This is a genomic window from Flavobacterium sp. CR10 (assembly GCF_055814415.1).
Window position 1 is genome coordinate 2,978,771 of the sequence record NZ_CP185985.1, and the last position, 18,604, is coordinate 2,997,374.

Consider the following 18,604-nt stretch of genomic DNA (forward strand, 5'->3'; position numbering starts at 1 on the left):
TATGAAAAATTTGATGCTAACTATCGGAGTGTTCTTCTTTGCGCTGACCATGCAAAGCCAAAGTGTAATTGGAAAATGGAAAACTATTGACGATGAAACAGGTGAAGCAAAATCAATTGTAGAAATTTACGAGAAATCTGGAAAAATCTATGGTAAGGTAGTGGACATACTTAGAGAAAGCCACAAAAAAGATGTTTGTGTAAAATGTGATGGTGCCGAAAAAAACAAACCGATTTTGGGTATGATTATTATAAACGGATTAAAAAAAGATGGCTCTGAGTATAACGGAGGAACAATTTTGGATCCTACAAGTGGTAAAAAATACAAATGTTACATTTCATTAGAATCTGCAGATAAGTTAAAACTTCGCGGTTATGTTGGGATTTCTTTAATGGGAAGAACACAATATTGGACTAGAGTAAAAAGCTAATTAAAATCTAATGCGAAAATTAACTTCGATAATTTTATTCTTAGTTGCGGTTTCAAATAGTTTTGGACAATCTAAGAATTCGCCATTACAAATAAGTCATCTTACGGGTGACTTTTATGTTTATAAAACGTTTCATGATTACAACGGAACTCTTATTTCTGCCAATGCCATGTATGTGGTTACAGATAAAGGAGTTGTGCTTTTTGATGCGCCTTGGGATAAAACGCAGTTTCAACCTTTGCTCGACAGTATAAAAGCAAAACATAATAAAGACGTTATTATGCTCTTTGGTACGCATTCTCATGAGGATCGTGCAGGAGGATTTGATTTTTATAGAAAAAAAGGAATTAAAACCTACTCAGGTAAATTAACCGACGATATTCTGAAAAGCAAAAATGAACCAAGAGCTGAGTTTGTAATTCCAAATGATACTATTTTTACTGTCGGACAATATAAGTTTGAAGTCTATTATCCAGGAAAAGGACATGCGCCAGATAATATCGTAGCGTGGTTTGGAAAAGATAAAATTCTTTATGGCGGATGTTTTATAAAAAGTGAAGAAGCCAAAGATTTAGGATATTTAGGAGATGCTGATGTCAAAGAATGGGAGAAATCAATCAAGAAAGTTCAATTAAAGTTTAAAAATCCAAAGTATGTTATTCCGGGACATGATGGCGGAACAGCCAATAAATCAATAGATCATACTTTAAAATTGGTTAAGGAGTATTTGGCTCAAAAGTCTACCGAAAAAAAGTAACTTTGCATTCATATCTATAGTACATGTTTTTTATCGAAGTTATTTTACCACTTTCCTTAGCAAAAACCTTTACATATCGTGTTTCTGAGGCTGAATTTCATTTTATAAAAAAAGGAATGCGGGTTGCGGTACCTTTTGGTAAAAGTAAAATATATACGGCACTCGTTTTGGATGTTCATGAAAATGCGCCAACATTGTATGAGGCTAAAGAAATTCACCAGATTTTGGATGAAAAACCAATTGCGACCGAAACCCAGATTAAACACTGGCTTTGGGTTGCAAATTACTATATGTGCGGAATTGGAGACGTGTATCGCGGAGCATTTCCAAGCGGATTATTACTGGAGAGCGAAACTATTATCTCGCATAAACCCGATGTTGTGGTAAATGACAGCGAACTTTCTGATGATGAGTTTTTGATTTATGAAGCTTTGCATCATCAGAGTTCATTGAAGGTTCAGGAAATTGCTTCAATTTTGAATAAAAAAAATATACTTCCAATTCTGCAAAAACTGATTGCGAAAGATATTATTTTTTTGGACGAAGAAATAAGAGAAACTTACAAACCAAAATTGGTTCGGTATGTAAAACTACATTCCAAATACGAATCAGATAATGGTCTTGAAGAATTGCTGACGGTGCTGAAAAATGCCAATAAACAAAAAGAAATTGTTTTGGCCTATTTTCAGATTAGTGCTTCAGAAAAAAAGCCTATCACGGTCAAAAAGCTTACAGAGGTTTCAAATGCAGGATCTGCAGCGGTAAAATCTTTAGTTGAAAAAGAAATATTTGAAGAATATTATTTGCAACATGACCGTGTTACGTTTGATGGAGAAAAATCAGATAAAGAACTGCAATTAAGTGATGCTCAACAAAAAGCTTTTTCTGCAATAAAGAATAGCTTTTTAGAAAAAGAAGTGTGTTTGCTTCATGGAGTTACTTCGAGCGGGAAGACTGAAATTTATATTAAGCTAATAGAAGAATATCTAGAGACAGGAAAACAGGTTTTATACTTGTTACCAGAAATTGCACTTACTACTCAATTAGTTTCGAGATTGCGTCTTCATTTTGGTGATAAAGTAGCTGTTTTTCATTCTAAATATAGCAATAATGAAAGAGTTGAGGTTTGGAGGCAAACGCTTGAGAATTCGCCTAAAGCACAAATTGTAATAGGAGCGAGATCGGCTTTGTTTTTGCCTTTTAACGATTTGGGACTATTAATTGTTGACGAAGAGCATGAGCAGACTTTCAAACAGACTGATCCTGCGCCCAGATATCATGCAAGAGATGCGGCTATAGTTTTGGCTAATTTTCATAAGGCTAAGGTCTTATTAGGCTCAGCAACGCCTAGCATCGAAACTTATTTTAACACTCAAAATGATAAATACGGATTGGTAACTCTTTCCGAACGTTATAAAAATGTTCGCTTGCCTGAAGTGATTTTAGTTGATATCAAAGACAAACATTTCAGAAAAAGAATGACAGGGCATTTTAGCGATCTTTTAATTGAAGAAATTGCTGAATCATTGTCATTGGGCGAACAAGTTATTTTGTTTCAAAATAGGAGAGGATATTCACCTATAATTGAATGTTTGACTTGCGGACACGTTCCGCATTGCCAGCAATGCGATGTGAGTTTGACTTATCACAAACATAAAAATCAGCTTCGTTGCCATTATTGCGGTTATTCGATTGCAAAACCTACTAATTGCCACAGTTGTTCAAGTATTGATTTGACTACAAAAGGATTCGGAACAGAGCAAATAGAGCAAGAGTTGTCTTCGCTTTTTCCAAAAGCCAAAACAGCCAGAATGGATCAAGATACTACTCGAGGCAAGTTTGGTTTCGAAAAAATAATAGATACATTTAAAAATCGTGAAATTGACATTTTAGTCGGTACACAAATGCTGGCCAAAGGACTTGATTTTGATAATGTAGGTTTGGTTGGAATTATGAATGCCGATAATATGCTTCATCATCCAGATTTTAGGGCTTTTGAACGCAGTTTCCAGATGATGACTCAGGTAGCTGGAAGAGCGGGAAGATCGGAAAAACAAGGTAAAGTTGTTATTCAGACTTATAATCCAAACCATAATACAATTCAGCAGGTTACAAACCATAATTATATAGGTATGTATAAAGAGCAATTGTATGACAGGCAAATTTATAGATATCCGCCTTATTTCAGGATTATAAAACTTACGCTAAAGCACAAAGATTTTGATAAGCTAAAAGAAGGGGCAATGTGGCTTTACCAAGTTTTAAGCCAGAATTTAGGCATGCCGGTTTTAGGGCCAGAAGAGCCTGCTATAAGCAGAATTCGAAATGAATATATCAGAACTATTTTGATTAAGATTCCGCAAAATCTTCACTTAGGAAACACAAAAAAAACTATTCAGAAAATGCTGAATAGTTTTGAAGCTGTGGCCCAATACAGGGCTATAAAAGTTGTGATTAATGTAGATTTCTATTAAATAGCAATTAAGAAGAAGTTGAAAGCGCTTTTACAAGATCTTCTTTTTTGTTGCGGCTTAATGGTATTTTGGTGATGCCTATTTCAGCAAATTTGCTGTTAAAGCGCTCAACCTTATCTATATTGATAATGTATGATTTGTGAACACGGATGAATTTGTCTTTTGATAAATCATTTTCAAAAGATTTCATGGTAGAAAGAACCAAGTTGCTGTCATCTTCGGTTACTACTCTTACGTAATCTCCAAAGGCTTCAATCCATTTTATTTTTGAAGTGAAGATTTTAAGTTTTTTTAGATTACTTTTGATGAATATATGCTCGCCTTCTTCTTCTTTGATGTCTTTTTTGAGCAAATGCATGTCGATTGCCCTTTTTACAGAAGCATTAAAACGATCTACTGCAATTGGTTTTTGAAGATAGTCGGTAGCGTCATAGTCGAAAGCTTTTAAGGCATACTCGGCTTTAGAAGTGATAAATATAATCTGCGGTTTTGATTTTAATCCGTCAAGGAAATCAAATCCGTTAATAACTGGCATTTCTATATCAAGAAATATTAAATCTATATTATTTAATGAGATACAACTTTTTGCTTCAATGGCATTAGAAAAATCCCCGATTAAATGCAAGCCTGGGTGATTATTAACCAATTTGGCAATAATTGTCCTTTGTATAGAACTATCATCTACAACAACACAGTTTAGTTTCATAACATTTAAATTTAGAATAAATTCAGGATAGCAGTAGTAAATGTATTATTTTTTTGTAAAAAAAACTAAAGTTGAGGCATCTTTTTTGCATTATGACGAATAAAAGAAAAAAAATGTTGTATATATAAATTTAATGCTTACTTTTGCACCCAATTTTAACAAATAAAATTTTTTATTTATGAATCATTATGAAACTGTTTTCATTTTAAATCCCGTTTTATCTGAGGTTCAGGTGAAGGAAACAGTAACGAAATTTGAAGAATTTCTTACTAGTAGAGGAGCTGAAATGGTATCGAAAGAGGATTGGGGTCTTAAAAAAATGGCTTACGAAATCCAAAACAAAAAAAGTGGTTTTTATCACTTATTCGAATTCAAAGTAGCTGGAGAAGTTCTTTTAGCTTTTGAAACTGAATTCAGACGTGATGAAAGAGTTATGCGTTTCTTAACTGTAAGTTTAGACAAACATGCTATTTCATGGGCTGAGAGAAGAAGAGCAAAATTAAAATCTACTAAAGCGTAATTATTATGTCTACAATCGAACAATCTGCAAAAGGAAAAAAAGACGGAGATATCAGATATTTAACGCCTTTAAACATTGAAACTAACAAAACTAAAAAGTATTGCCGTTTCAAAAAATCAGGAATCAAATATATCGATTATAAAGATGCTGATTTCTTATTGAAATTCGTTAATGAGCAAGGAAAAATTCTTCCTCGTCGTTTAACTGGAACTTCATTAAAATACCAAAGAAAAGTTTCTGTAGCTGTAAAGAGAGCTCGTCACTTAGCTTTAATGCCATACGTGGCCGATTTATTAAAATAGTATAAAAATCTAGTCGCTGGTTTCTGTTGAAGCAGAACCTAACTTCTAAAAATAAGGACAACAACATGGAAATTATTTTAAAACAAGACGTACAGAACTTAGGATTTAAAGATGATGTAGTATCTGTAAAACCTGGTTACGGTCGTAACTTTTTAATTCCTCAAGGTTTTGCTACTTTAGCAACTCCTTCTGCTAAAAAAGTTTTAGCTGAAAACCTAAAACAAAGAGCACACAAAGAAGCTAAAATTGTTGCTGATGCAAAAGCATTGGCTGAAGCAATCAAAGCTCTTGAAATTAAAATTTCTGCAAAAGCCGGTGGAGAGAAACTTTTTGGTTCTATCACAAACATCGACATTGCTGAAGCTTTAGAGAAATCTGGAAACGCTATCGACAGAAAATTCATCACTAGTGGTATCGTAAAACGTACTGGAAAATACAGTGCAAGTATCCGTTTACACAGAGATGTAATTGTTGAGTTGCCATACGAAATTGTTGCTGAAAAGTAATAGTTTTAAAATCTATACCAAAATCCCGATGTAAATCGGGATTTTTTTGTTTAATAAAGGATTGATATTAATAATTAGACTTATGGCTGAGGCTTAGAGCGTACAGCGTAAAGCACAAAGCCTAAAAAGAAATGAAATACGCAAGGTTAACAAAAGAACAGTTTGACGAATTACATGCTGAATTTGCAAGTTTTTTGGCTACACAAGCAATAGATAGAAAAGAGTGGGAAGAACTTAAAGTTAATAAACCGGAAGTTGCAGAACAGGAGCTTGATGTTTTTTCAGATTTGATCTGGGAAGGGGTATTGACGAGAGCAGAATATTTGGAACATTTTTCTAAGAATCATATTTTCTTGTTTCATTGTTTTGATACTTATATTCAATCTATTGTTTTAAAATCGTTTTCTCCAGAAGTTGATTTTTTAACTAAAGATGGACTTCAGTGGCTGAGCGATAATATGTTTACTGACAATATCGAAATGAAAGTAGGAAAGAAGGTATTTACAGAAGAACGAAATTCTTCGATTTTTGAATTGATTAAACAAGGAGCTTTTTTAAGTGATGGTCAATTATTTAAGCAGATTAATACAATTATAGAATCATAATTTTAGTTTTCTAGATATTAAAAAAGGCAAGCAGTTATTAATCAATTGCTTGCCTTTTTTTGTTTTTTAACTTTTGTTTAATCTTTTTTTGAATTTATACCCCGTATTTCTACTTGTTTTTTTATAATCTTTCATTTTTTTTGGATTTCATTTTTTTTGTAAAAAAATAAGCTGAATTTGCTATGAATTAAGATGTTTCTAGATAAAAATTGCTTTATATTGTAAGATTATACTTTGTTTTTATTGATTTAACATATTTTGTTTAATATTTTTTAGCTTAAATAATTGCGGTAAAATTATGTTAAAAGTAGCGTATTTTCTGATGTTTAAAGCGGCTCTTAATTTCAAGATTAAAGTTTTAAGAATAAATTATAAGAATTTTATGCTTGTTTTATGTTTTTGTTTTTTCTAATTTTAGATAACAAAAGTTAAACAAAGTTTTCTTTTGTATTTCTAAGTATAATGGATAGCATTATTTCTCTATTTTGAGATTGAAATTAGAAAAATTAAATAATAACTTAATAAGTCTGCGTATGGAATTGACAATTACTTTCTTTATCAAATTTACTTTAGTTGTTTACTTTGTTTTAGCTTTATTTGTTAATCTAATAAGCTTACTCCATCTCCACGATAATATTAATCGTTACACTATATTAAGTTTTTTTTTAAAAGGTTTGCATTTTAATTTACTGTCTTTTAAGTACCCCTCTAGGAGAGTTGCTTATAAGGAGTAATTATTTTATTGGATATAAACAATTCAGAATTTTAGCTTTTATGGCTAAATTTAGAGAAGGACTAATCAACTTTCTTTAAAAATTGAATTTCATTATATAGAAGAATCCCCAATTCTATTCCAACTAAAAATTTTCGTTATGAAAATTAGACCTACAACAAATCACTCCTCTGGGAAAATTGACGAAAATCATTTTTCCTCAAAAAGCAGGGCTTATTTTATCTCAGAGAGATAGAATTTGTTCTCCGGTATATTTTGGTGTACCGAATTCATCATATTTTTTTACTAAAACAGAATTGTTGAGCTTTTTTATAAGTCACTATATTTTGTTTTAACTGTTTGATTTTTAACTGATTGTTTAATTGCGTAGGTGCGTGCACTTACTGCAAGAGGTGTTTTATTGTCCATTTTCTAATCTTCCAAATTATGAAAAAAAAATTTACTTTTTGTAATCTCTTTCAAAAGAGATTATTAGGACTTTTAACTTTATTCTTTATATGTACTCATGCATTCTCTCAGACTATTTGTAGACCTGTGTCTCAGACAAATAGTACGGGAGGAGGACTTTTATGTATAGGAGTAGATGTTAATAGTCCAGCCAATGCTTATGATAGTGCTGGCTTATCTACTTATGCAACTCTAACAAATGGTGTTGGATTGCTGGGATGTTTCGCTGAAGAAACAATGACTTTAAACCAAACGGCACGAGCAGGTGACCAAATTGCTATTTACTTTGGTACGGGTAATGGTTTGCTTGATTTAAGTTTATTATCAAATGCTTCGATTCAAGCGAAAAATTCTGGAACAAATGTGGGTTCAAGTGTGGCTTTAAACAGTCCGCTTTTGAATTTAAACTTACTAAATGGCAATACTGTTGCTGTTGCAAAGTTTCCGATAACAGGCGATACCAACCAAATTCAAGTACAGGTTGGAGGTTTAGTAAGTCTCTTGGTGAATTTAAGAATTTATGATGTTAGATTAGAATTTGCACAGCCAACTGTAACAGGTGGTTTATCACAGACAGTTTGCGCTGGAGTTCCAACAACTCTTACCGCAACACCTGCAGCAGGCACTACATTAGCATGGTATAGCTCTGAATTTTCTACAACAGCTTTAGCAGTGGGAAACACTTATACTACTCCAGCTTTAACATCAAATACAACATATTATATAGGGATAACTAGAGCGGCAGGATGCGAAGGAAATGTTCGTGTACCTGTTGTTTTAAATGTTTCTAACCCAGTTGCGCCAGCTATTAGTAATACTGGGCTTATAGTTTGTTCTACCGGAGCTACACAGCAGACTACTTTGTCGGTCGTAAATGCTGTTCCAGGAACAACTTATTCTTGGTATTCTACTTCAAGTGGAGGGACTGCATTAGCAACAGGTACGACTTATTCGCCTACTGTTCCTTTAGGAACTACTCCATTTTTTGTGGAAGGTTCCATAGGAAGCTGCATTAGTCCAACTCGTACTCAGGTTAATGTTGTTTCTACAGCTGTTCCAGCTACACCAACAGTTTTGACACAAAGTGTAACAATACAATCTGGTCAGAATGCAACTTTAAACGCAACGACTTCAGAAGTTGGGGCACAATTAAATTGGTATGAAACCGCTACTGGCGGAACAGCAGTTGCGACAAATACAGCTACTTTTACAACGCCAATTTTAACAGCTACGAAAACCTATTATGTTGAAGCGCAAAGTCCAAATGGAAATTGTGTAAGTGCAACTAGAGTACCGGTTACTGTAACGGTTCAGCCAGCGTCACTTATGGGTTGTCTTGAAGCTGGAAGTCAGCAGATTACTCAAAACGGTTTGTGTTTATTATGTAGTTCTGCAAATCCGAATTTTTCTGTAGATGGAAATACGGCAACTGCAACTCGATTAACTGTTCCAGTTGGATTGGTGAATGGCTATATTCAACAGACATTACAATTTAATAATCCGGGAAAAGCTGGAGATATTGTTGATGTTGAATTAGAATTGCCAGGAGGTTTAGCTGACGTACAGTTATTAAGTGCAGTAAGTCTAGCAACATATAATGGACTTACCTATAATAATGATCAAGTTGCTATTAATAATCCTCTTATTACTTTACAATTATTAAGTGGCAATAGATTTAGAGCAAGCGTTATAGCGGGAGCCAATTTTGATCGAGTAGAGATTCGACTAGGAGGTCTAGCAACAGTTTTGACAAGCGTGGATATTTATCAAGCGGCATATAAATACAAAGTCCCTACTATAACGGGAGATACAACTATTTGCAGCGGATCAAGTACGACTTTGACAGCAGCATTATCAGTAGGAGAAACTGTAAATTGGTATAGTACTGCCACAGGCGGAGCTTCATTAGCTTCTACAGCGGCATTTACAACTCCTGCTTTAACGGCGCCAACAACTTATTATCTTGAAGTTACAAGAAATGGTTGTGTGAATAGCGAAAGAAATCCAGTACAGGTATTAATTGATAATCCAGTATTGCCTACAGTTACTGCATCGCCAACAACAATTTGTAATGGGCAAACTACAACTTTAACGGTTCAAGCTCCAGTTGCTGGCACTACTTACAATTGGTACGATGCTGCAACAGGCGGTACTTTATTATTTACAGGTAATTCGTTTACAACTCCTGTATTAACTGTCAATACATCTTATTTTGTAGAAGCTGCTATTGGTGCATGTACAACGCCAACCCGCACAGCAGTAAATTTGACTGTAAGTCCAATACCTGCAACACCAACTTTTACATCATCTAATGTAATTATTCAGTCTGGTCAAAGTGCTACATTGACTATTGCAAATCCAGTTGCAGGAGTAAGATACAATTGGTTTGATGCGGCAACAAATGGAAATCTAGTAGCTAGTAATGTTACTTCCTTTACGACTCCAATATTAACAAGTAATCAAACTTATTATGTAGAGGCTTCTGATTTAACAACTGATTGTCCTAATACAACAAGAGGAGTGGTTACAGTTACAGTGATAGCGAGTGCTAGTACTTGTTTACAGGCTAACTCTCAGGTATCATCAAATGATGGAATATTATGTGTGTTATGTGCGCCTGTTGATCCAAATGCATCTGTTGATGGCGATATCAATACTTATTCACAATTAAGTGTTCCAATAGGTGTAGGTGCTTACCTTCAACAGCAGCTGATTTTTCCGAATCCTGGTCAGACTGGAGATATTATAGATGTTGATTTAGAAGTTCCAGGAGGACTTTTAGATATAAGTGTTTTATCTAATATTACATTAGCAACATATAATGGCGGAACATATAACAATGATAGAATTGCGATAAATAATAATTTATTGAATATTCAATTATTATCTGGAAATAAATTTAAAGCTAGTTTCACTGCAACAGCGCCATTTGATCGTATAGAAGTGCGCTTAGGAGGTACTGCAACTTTATTGAGTAATTTATATATTTATCAAGCGGCTTATAGATATCCAAATGCTACAATTACTGGAGCTGCAGCACCAATTTGTGCTGGTCAGACAGCTAATTTATCTGCAACTTCAGCGGGAGGAGAAACTTTTGTATGGTATGATGCTCCAACAGGAGGAAATATTGTAACAGTATCTCCAACAGCAGCTTTATCAACTACTACTACCTATTATTTAGAGGCAACTCGTGGAACTTGTATAAACAGCCTACGTCAAGCTGTGACAGTTAATGTTCTGCCAATACCGACTGCAGCAGATATTGTAATTACAAGTCCAGTTGAAGCGACTTGTACTGGAGAGGCGGTTTTAACACCATCTTCTGCTATTGCAGGCGTTCAATTCAAATATTACACAGATCAAAATAAAACTACAGAAATAGTAGACGGAAGTGTTATTGGCGGAGTAACATTCGCAAAAGATGCTATTACAGGTGTTCTTTCATTAAGCGGCTTAACGGCTGTTGGAGCTCCTTATAATTATTATATTTCTGCACTAAATGGTGGTACATGTGAAAACGTGAATGGAGATTTAAAACAAGTGACTGTTAATTTCCCTTCAACAACTCCTTTAACTGTTATCGCTACGCCATTGCAAGCCTGTGGGAGTGCTAACTTGGTAAATGCAATCACTAATTTTGATTCGACAGGAGCCACTACTTATACTTTTTACGATCCTTCAAATAATGTTATAACTGCTGATGCGGCTGCAAATATAACAGTAAGTGGGGTTTACTCTATAGAAGCACAAAGTGCAACAAGTACTTGTCCTTCAGCTAAACAATCTGTAACGGTAACAATTAATGCTTTACCAAGTTTGGCAGTAACTACTCCGCAAGAATCTGTTAACGTTGGAACAGATGTTCCATTAAATGCAGTTTCTACTGGAACAATTACATGGTTTGATCCGCAAGGAAATCCAATTGCTGGACCTCCATTTACAACTGGTCCATTAAATATTCCGGGAGTTTATACTTATACAGCTGTTGCAAGTGATGGAACTTGTACTGCAACTGCAACTAAGGTAATCAATGTAATAGATCTTACAAGTTGCCAAAACTTAACAGAAAGAGTTTATGCCTCTGCGCAATCTCAAGGTTCTATAATCACTGGAGGTGTTTCAAATGGGGCTAATGCAGTTGATGGAAATCCTCAGACATTCTCAACAATTACAACAGGTTTAGGACTTTTGGGAGTTGGAACAACATGGCAGAACCTAACATGGTCATCTACTATCGCAAAAGGTACCCCAGTGACTGTTAAATTAGGATCTGAATATAGTTTATTGGCTGTTGGCCAGAACTTATCAGTAGTAGGAACCATTGGAGGGACTCCTATAGGAGCAATGCAGCCTGTATCAGGGTCATTGTTAAACTTAATTTCAGGAGACAATACTTATGAATTTACTTTTGTTCCTTCAGATGCATCTGGACCACAAGATTATGATGGTATTCGTATTCAATCAGCTTCTCTTTTAAGTGTTGCCCAAAACACTAAAGTATTTGATGCTCATTATAATAAACCAGTTACATCGGTAACTTGTACTCCAGGAGATATTCAGGATATATTTTATGGAGCAACAGATATAAACCTTCCTGTGGGCGCAGCAACTGCTTTAATAGGAGTAAGTGATGCTTGGAATGTTGCTGATAATGACGTAACAACTTTTGCTACAATGTATAGTGGAGTTGGAGTTGCGGCAGCTGCAGATTTAACGGTGCAATTTAAAACACCATCTGTTCTTAGTGATACTTTAAGAATTGTGGTTTCTAAACCAGGTACTCTTTTAAGCGTGAATCTACTTACAGGGTTTTCAGTTCAGCGTTATTTAGGAAATGTAGCAGTTGGTGCTCCAATTCAAAATACTAGCACTTTATTAAGTATAAAATTATTGCCAGGAAATACATTAGCGATGGTATTGGTATCTTCTCCAACAGAAATTTATGATAGAGTTAGAATTCGTTTGGGAGGTGTTGCAGGAGTGTTAGATTTCTTAAGAGTTCATACTGTAGAAAGAACAGCTAATACGACGGTCATTGGCGCAGATCCACAGAATAAAATTACGGTCTGTCCGGGAACGGATATTACGCTCCAAATTCCTGAAGTAGCCTGTTCAACTTATCGATGGTACGATGCACAGACAGGAGGAAACTTAGTGGCTACTGGACCTGCTTTTACGGTGCCAGATAATTTAACTGCAGGAATTTATAGATATTATGTACAGCCAGTTCGTTATGGTTGCGAGAATTACGCGAGAGGAGAAGTTACTGTTGAAGTAAAAGCTTCTGCTCCAGTAAATGCTTTGACAGATATTACTTTAAACGGAGGAACAGCAACATCAATTTGTTCTGCTTCTGGAACTGTTACTTTAGCAACAAGTTTAAGCGGAACACCAGTTTTAACAAATCCTATTTATCATTGGTATCGTTTTGATGGAACAACAAGTCAATTAATAACAGGTGAAACAACTGCACAGTTGATAGTAAACGGATTGGCTCCTGGAACTTATACTTATTTTGTTGGAGTAAGTTCAGATGAATTGTGTGAAACTGCAGCAGCAGACAGAAAACAAATTACATTCACAATTCTGCCTCCTTCAATAGTAAATGATATTTTGGTTGACGATGTGATAGTTTGTAATGGTATTCCAGCATCTTTAACTCCGTCGGCACCAACATTAACTAGTCCAGTATTCACTTGGTATTTAGATGCCAATAAAACACAGCCAATTACAAATGGGGCTGTAATAGCAGGAGTCACTTATGCTATAGATGCTGCGGGTATTTTAACCGTTACGGGGTTAACAAAAGCAGTAAGCCCTATAACATATTATGTAGCTGTTGCAAGTACTAATACCTGTGAAAATTTAGCAGGAACATTGCAAGATGCAGTAATCATTGTTAGTGATCCAAATACGCCGACAACTACAAATAGCACTCAGAATTTCTGTTTATCTGCTGCGCCAACAGTTGCTAATATTCAGGTAAACGAGAACAATGTTATTTGGTATGATGCAGCTACGGGAGGAAATGTAATTGCTTCGACCACTCCGCTAATAACAAGAATTTATTATGGAGCAGCTACTGATGCTGTTACAGGTTGTGAAAGTTCAGTAAGATTGGCAGTTACAGTAAATGTAAATGATCCAGGAACTCCAACTTTGGTAACAGCGGGAACGCAAAACTTCTGTTTGGCAAATGCGCCGACATTTGCAAGCATTCAGACAAATGAAACCAACATAGTTTGGTATACAGCCATAACGGGCGGAACGCTGATTCCATCTACTACAGCTCTTACAACAGGACAATATTTTGCGGCAATCTCAGATCCGGCAACAGGCTGCGAGAGCGCTTCAAGATTAACAGTTGATGTAATTGTAAGTGATCCGGGAACACCTACATTGGTGACTGCAGGAACACAAAATTTCTGTAAAGAAGATCTTCCGACATTTGCAAGCATTCAGACGAATGAAACCAACATAGTTTGGTATACTGCTCTGACAGGCGGAACAGCTATTCCATCAGCTACAGCTTTAACAAGCGGCACATACTATGCGGCAATCTCAGATCCGGCAACAGGCTGCGAAAGCGCTGTAAGACTGGCGGTTGATGTGATTGTGAGCGATCCGGGAACACCAACATTGGTGACCGCAGGAACACAAAATTTCTGTAAAGAAGATCTTCCGACATTTGCAAGCATTCAGACAAACGAAACCAACATAGTTTGGTATACAGCTGTAACAGGCGGAACAGCGATTCCATCATCTACAGCTTTAACAAGCGGCACATACTATGCGGCAATCTCAGATCCGGCAACAGGCTGCGAGAGCGCTGTAAGACTGGCGGTTGAAGTGATTGTAAGCGATCCTGGAACACCTACATTGGTGACTGCAGGAACACAGAACTTCTGTCAGGCAAATGCGCCGACATTTGCAAGTGTTCAGTTTAACCAAGCTAATATTGTATGGTACACGGCTCTGACAGGCGGAACGGCGATTCCATCAGCTACAGCTTTAACAAGCGGCACATACTATGCGGCAATCTCAGATCCGACAACAGGCTGCGAGAGCGCTGTAAGACTGGCGGTTGACGTGATTGTGAGCGATCCTGGAACACCGACATTGGTGACTGCGGGAGTACAAAACTTCTGTTTGGCAAATGCACCGACATTTGCAAGCATTCAGACAAATGAAACCAACATAGTTTGGTATACAGCCATAACAGGCGGAACGTTGATTCCATCTACTACAGCTCTGACAACAGGCCAGTATTTTGCAGCAATCTCAGATCCTATGACAGGCTGCGAGAGCGCTTCAAGATTAACGGTTGACGTGATTGTAAGCGATCCGGGAACACCTACATTGGTGACTGCTGGAACACAGAACTTCTGTCAGGCAAATGCACCGACATTTGCAAGCATTCAGTTCAATCAAACAAACGTAGTTTGGTACACAGCTTTAACAGGCGGAACGGCGATTCCATCAGCTACAGCTTTAACAAGCGGCACATACTATGCGGCAATCTCAGATCCGGCAACAGGCTGCGAGAGCGCTGTAAGACTGGCGGTTGACGTGATTGTGAGCGATCCTGGAACACCGACATTGGTGACTGCGGGAGTACAAAACTTCTGTTTGGCAAATGCACCGACATTTGCAAGCGTTCAGTTTAACCAAGCTAATATTGTATGGTACACGACTCTGACAGGCGGAACGGCGATTCCATCAGCTACAGCTTTAACAAGCGGCACATACTATGCGGCAATCTCAGATCCGGCAACAGGCTGCGAGAGCGCTGTAAGACTGGCGGTTGACGTGATTGTGAGCGATCCTGGAACACCGACATTGGCGACTGCGGGAGTACAAAACTTCTGTTTGGCAAATGCACCGACATTTGCAAGCATTCAGACAAATGAAACCAACATAGTTTGGTATACAGCCATAACAGGCGGAACAGTTATAGCTCCAACAACAGCTTTAACAAGCGGCACATACTATGCGGCAATCTCAGATCCGGCAACAGGCTGCGAGAGCGCTGTAAGACTGGCGGTTGACGTGATTGTAAGCGATCCAGGAACACCTACATTGGTGACTGCAGGAACACAGAACTTCTGTTTGGCAAATGCGCCGACATTTGCAAGCGTTCAGTTTAACCAAGCTAATATTGTATGGTATACTGCTTTAACAGGCGGAACAGTTATAGCTCCAACAACAGCTTTAACAAGCGGCACATACTATGCGGCAATCTCAGATCCGGCAACAGGCTGCGAGAGCGCTGTAAGACTGGCGGTTGACGTGATTGTAAGCGATCCAGGAACACCTACATTGGTGACTGCAGGAACACAGAACTTCTGTTTGGCAAATGCGCCGACATTTGCAAGCGTTCAGTTTAACCAAGCTAATATTGTATGGTATACTGCTTTAACAGGCGGAACAGTTATAGCTCCAACAACAGCTTTAACAAGCGGCACATATTATGCGGCAATCTCAGATCCGGCAACAGGCTGCGAGAGCGCTGTAAGACTGGCGGTTGAGGTGATTGTGAGCGATCCTGGAACACCGACATTGGTGACTGCGGGAACACAGAACTTCTGTCAGGCAAATGCGCCGACATTTGAAAGCGTTCAGTTTAATCAAGCTAATATTGTCTGGTATACTGCTTTAACAGGCGGAACAGTTATAGCTCCAACAACAGCTTTAACAAGCGGCACATACTATGCGGCAATCTCAGATCCGGCAACAGGCTGCGAGAGCGCTGTAAGACTGACGGTTGACGTGATTGTGAGCGATCCTGGAACACCGACATTGGTGACTGCGGGAACACAGAACTTCTGTCAGGCAAATGCGCCGACATTTGCAAGTGTTCAGTTTAACCAAGCTAGTATTGTATGGTACACGGCTCTGACAGGCGGAACGGCGATTCCATCAGCTACAGCTTTAACAAGCGGCACATACTATTCGGCAATCTCAGATCCGGCAACAGGCTGCGAGAGCGCTGTAAGATTGGCGGTTGACGTGATTGTAAGCGATCCAGGAACACCGACTTTAGTAACACCTGGACAGCAAAACTTCTGTATGGTAAATGCTCCAACTTTTGCAAGCGTACAGTTCAATCAAACAAACATAGTTTGGTACACAGCTTTAACAGGCGGAACGTTGATTCCATCAGCTACAGCTTTAACAAGCGGCACATACTATGCAGCAATTTCAGACCCAGCAACAGGTTGTGAAAGCACTACAAGATTATCGGTTGATGTGAATGTAACGGATCCAGCAACGCCAACAACAAATGCTGCGACACAGACTTTCTGTACAGGGACAAACCCAACTGTTGCTAATATTCAAGTGAACGAAAGCAATGTAGTTTGGTACACAACGCAAACTGGTGGAACTGCTTTAGCTTCGACAGCTGCATTAACAACAGCTACTTACTTTGGAGCAATTAAAGATCCAGCAACAGGATGCGAAAGTAGCGTGAGATTGCAAGTCGCTGTAACGGTTGGTAATACAATAAATCCAACAACAAACAATGCAGCACAGACTTTCTGTTCTGCTAATGCACCAACTATTGCAAATATTCAAGTAAATGAAAGCAATGTAACATGGTTTACAGTTTCAACTGGAGGAACTGCTATTCCTGCAGGAACAGCGCTTACTTCTGGAGTATATTTTGGAAGTATTGTTGATCCAGCAGGTTGTGAAAGCTCAACTCGTCTTCAGGTAACAGTGACAGTAGTAGATCCGAGCCCTACGCCAACTACAGCTAATACAACTCAAAACTTCTGTACTTTAAATTCGCCTACGGTGGCAAATATTCAAGTAAACGAAGCAAATGTGGTTTGGTATAGCACAGCTGCGGGAGGAACTGCAATTCCACCAACAACAGCTCTTGCGACAGGTACTTATTATGGAGCGGTTTCAAGCGCTATAGGTTGTGAAAATCCAACAAGATTAGCTGTTACGGTAAATGTAAATTCACCAAGTGTGATTACAACACCAAGAACAACACAGACATTCTGTTTGTCTGCTTTGCCAACATTAGCTAATATTTTGGTAAACGAAGCAAATGTAGTTTGGTATGCATCTGCAACTGGCGGAGCACCATTAGCAAATAATACTCCGCTTACCGCAACGACTTACTATGCAGGATCATTAGCCAATACATTTAATGGCTGCGATAATGGACCAAGATTAGGAATTACAATTGCATTTGAAAATGATGCAGCGGTTCAAATTGCTTCTACAGATGATACTCCATGCGTATTCAAAGGCGTAACTTATTCAATTGCAAATGGAAAGTCTAATTATGTATGGACTATTAACGGAGGTACTATTATCTCAGGCGGAGGTACAAACGATGGGTCTGTAACCGTTTCTTGGTCAGACATAGGACCAGGAACTGTAACTGTAGCTTATGTTAACAATTGTGACGAAAGAACAATGAAGACTTTAAATGTTACTGTAGCAAGTTGTTCAGATCTAACGATTACTCATACAGTTGATAATCCAACTCCAAATTTTGGTGATCAAGTAACCTTTACTATTACAGTAAACAATGTAGGTGAAGGCGATTTTATTAACACACTTGTTAGTGATTTACTTCCTAGCGGTCTACAATTAGTGAGTTCATCTGCAACATCAGGAACATATGACCCAGCAACACAGCTTTGGACAATACCAACATTAAATGCAGGTCAAAGTGTAGTATTGACAATTGTTGCAGAAGTTCTGCCAAATGGAAATTATACTGCTGTAGCAACTGTCGAAACTTCAACTCCTTTAGATGTTGATGCATCAAATAATTCAGCTTCGGTAACATTAGTGCCAATTTGTTTAACTGTTTACAATGAGTTTACGCCAAACAATGATGGCAAAAACGATTTGTTCAGAATAGACTGTATTGAGTCTTATCCAAACAACGAGCTGAAAGTATTTAACAGATACGGAGCGTTAGTGTATAGTAAAGCACATTATGAAAATGATTGGAACGGAACAGCAAATGTATCCGGTGTAATTAATAGAGGAGATATGCTGCCAACAGGTACTTATTTTTATGTGATAACCATTGGAGATGGAACGGTTAAAAAAGGATGGTTGTCTATCATGAGATAACCCACTTCTATTAAT

General features: G+C 37.4%; 9 protein-coding genes. 8 read left to right on the plus strand and 1 reads right to left on the minus strand.

What is annotated here, in order from left to right:
* Nucleotide 1: 1 nt before the first annotated feature.
* The 3 genes from ACNRYB_RS13250 to priA are packed head-to-tail and all read left to right on the plus strand — an operon-like array spanning nt 2 to nt 3,661.
* Entirely contained in the window at nt 2-430 is a 429-nt protein-coding gene (locus ACNRYB_RS13250) for a DUF2147 domain-containing protein (RefSeq protein WP_129749068.1), read from the plus strand.
* A gap of 10 nt (nt 431-440) precedes the next feature.
* Complete coding sequence (gene bla-B1-FLAV / locus ACNRYB_RS13255) at nt 441-1,187, plus strand: subclass B1 metallo-beta-lactamase (protein ID WP_129749067.1); 747 nt, start codon at nt 441-443, stop codon at nt 1,185-1,187.
* A 23-nt stretch (nt 1,188-1,210) separates the two neighbouring features.
* Nucleotides 1,211-3,661, plus strand: a complete 2,451-nt coding sequence (gene priA, locus ACNRYB_RS13260) for a replication restart helicase PriA (RefSeq protein ID WP_473727530.1) — start codon at nt 1,211-1,213, stop codon at nt 3,659-3,661.
* 7 nt (nt 3,662-3,668) lie between these two features.
* On the opposite strand, the gene ACNRYB_RS13265 is transcribed toward priA, so the two are convergent.
* Nucleotides 3,669-4,367, minus strand: a complete 699-nt coding sequence (locus ACNRYB_RS13265; protein ID WP_008463025.1) for a LytR/AlgR family response regulator transcription factor — start codon at nt 4,365-4,367, stop codon at nt 3,669-3,671.
* 178 nt (nt 4,368-4,545) lie between these two features.
* Between ACNRYB_RS13265 and rpsF the strand changes: the two genes are divergently transcribed.
* From rpsF to ACNRYB_RS13290, 5 genes are all read left to right on the plus strand, one after another.
* Nucleotides 4,546-4,887 (plus strand): 30S ribosomal protein S6, encoded by a 342-nt coding sequence (gene rpsF, locus ACNRYB_RS13270; protein WP_068842999.1) that lies wholly within the window; start codon nt 4,546-4,548, stop codon nt 4,885-4,887.
* A 5-nt stretch (nt 4,888-4,892) separates the two neighbouring features.
* Nucleotides 4,893-5,189 (plus strand): 30S ribosomal protein S18, encoded by a 297-nt coding sequence (gene rpsR, locus ACNRYB_RS13275; RefSeq protein ID WP_002987043.1) that lies wholly within the window; start codon nt 4,893-4,895, stop codon nt 5,187-5,189.
* A 65-nt stretch (nt 5,190-5,254) separates the two neighbouring features.
* Nucleotides 5,255-5,695, plus strand: a complete 441-nt coding sequence (gene rplI / locus ACNRYB_RS13280; RefSeq protein WP_129749065.1) for a 50S ribosomal protein L9 — start codon at nt 5,255-5,257, stop codon at nt 5,693-5,695.
* A gap of 131 nt (nt 5,696-5,826) precedes the next feature.
* Nucleotides 5,827-6,300, plus strand: a complete 474-nt coding sequence (locus ACNRYB_RS13285; RefSeq protein WP_343705969.1) for a DUF6495 family protein — start codon at nt 5,827-5,829, stop codon at nt 6,298-6,300.
* A 1,159-nt stretch (nt 6,301-7,459) separates the two neighbouring features.
* Entirely contained in the window at nt 7,460-18,589 is an 11,130-nt protein-coding gene (locus ACNRYB_RS13290) for an Ig-like domain-containing protein (protein WP_473727531.1), read from the plus strand.
* Nucleotides 18,590-18,604: the final 15 nt, after the last annotated feature.

Coding starts and splice junctions, on each gene's coding strand:
- ACNRYB_RS13250 (WP_129749068.1), top strand. CDS start 2: ATGAAAAATTTGATGCTAACTATCGGAGTGTTCTTCTTTGCGCTGACC.
- bla-B1-FLAV (WP_129749067.1), top strand. CDS start 441: ATGCGAAAATTAACTTCGATAATTTTATTCTTAGTTGCGGTTTCAAAT.
- priA (WP_473727530.1), top strand. CDS start 1,211: ATGTTTTTTATCGAAGTTATTTTACCACTTTCCTTAGCAAAAACCTTT.
- ACNRYB_RS13265 (WP_008463025.1), bottom strand. CDS start 4,367: ATGAAACTAAACTGTGTTGTTGTAGATGATAGTTCTATACAAAGGACA.
- rpsF (WP_068842999.1), top strand. CDS start 4,546: ATGAATCATTATGAAACTGTTTTCATTTTAAATCCCGTTTTATCTGAG.
- rpsR (WP_002987043.1), top strand. CDS start 4,893: ATGTCTACAATCGAACAATCTGCAAAAGGAAAAAAAGACGGAGATATC.
- rplI (WP_129749065.1), top strand. CDS start 5,255: ATGGAAATTATTTTAAAACAAGACGTACAGAACTTAGGATTTAAAGAT.
- ACNRYB_RS13285 (WP_343705969.1), top strand. CDS start 5,827: ATGAAATACGCAAGGTTAACAAAAGAACAGTTTGACGAATTACATGCT.
- ACNRYB_RS13290 (WP_473727531.1), top strand. CDS start 7,460: ATGAAAAAAAAATTTACTTTTTGTAATCTCTTTCAAAAGAGATTATTA.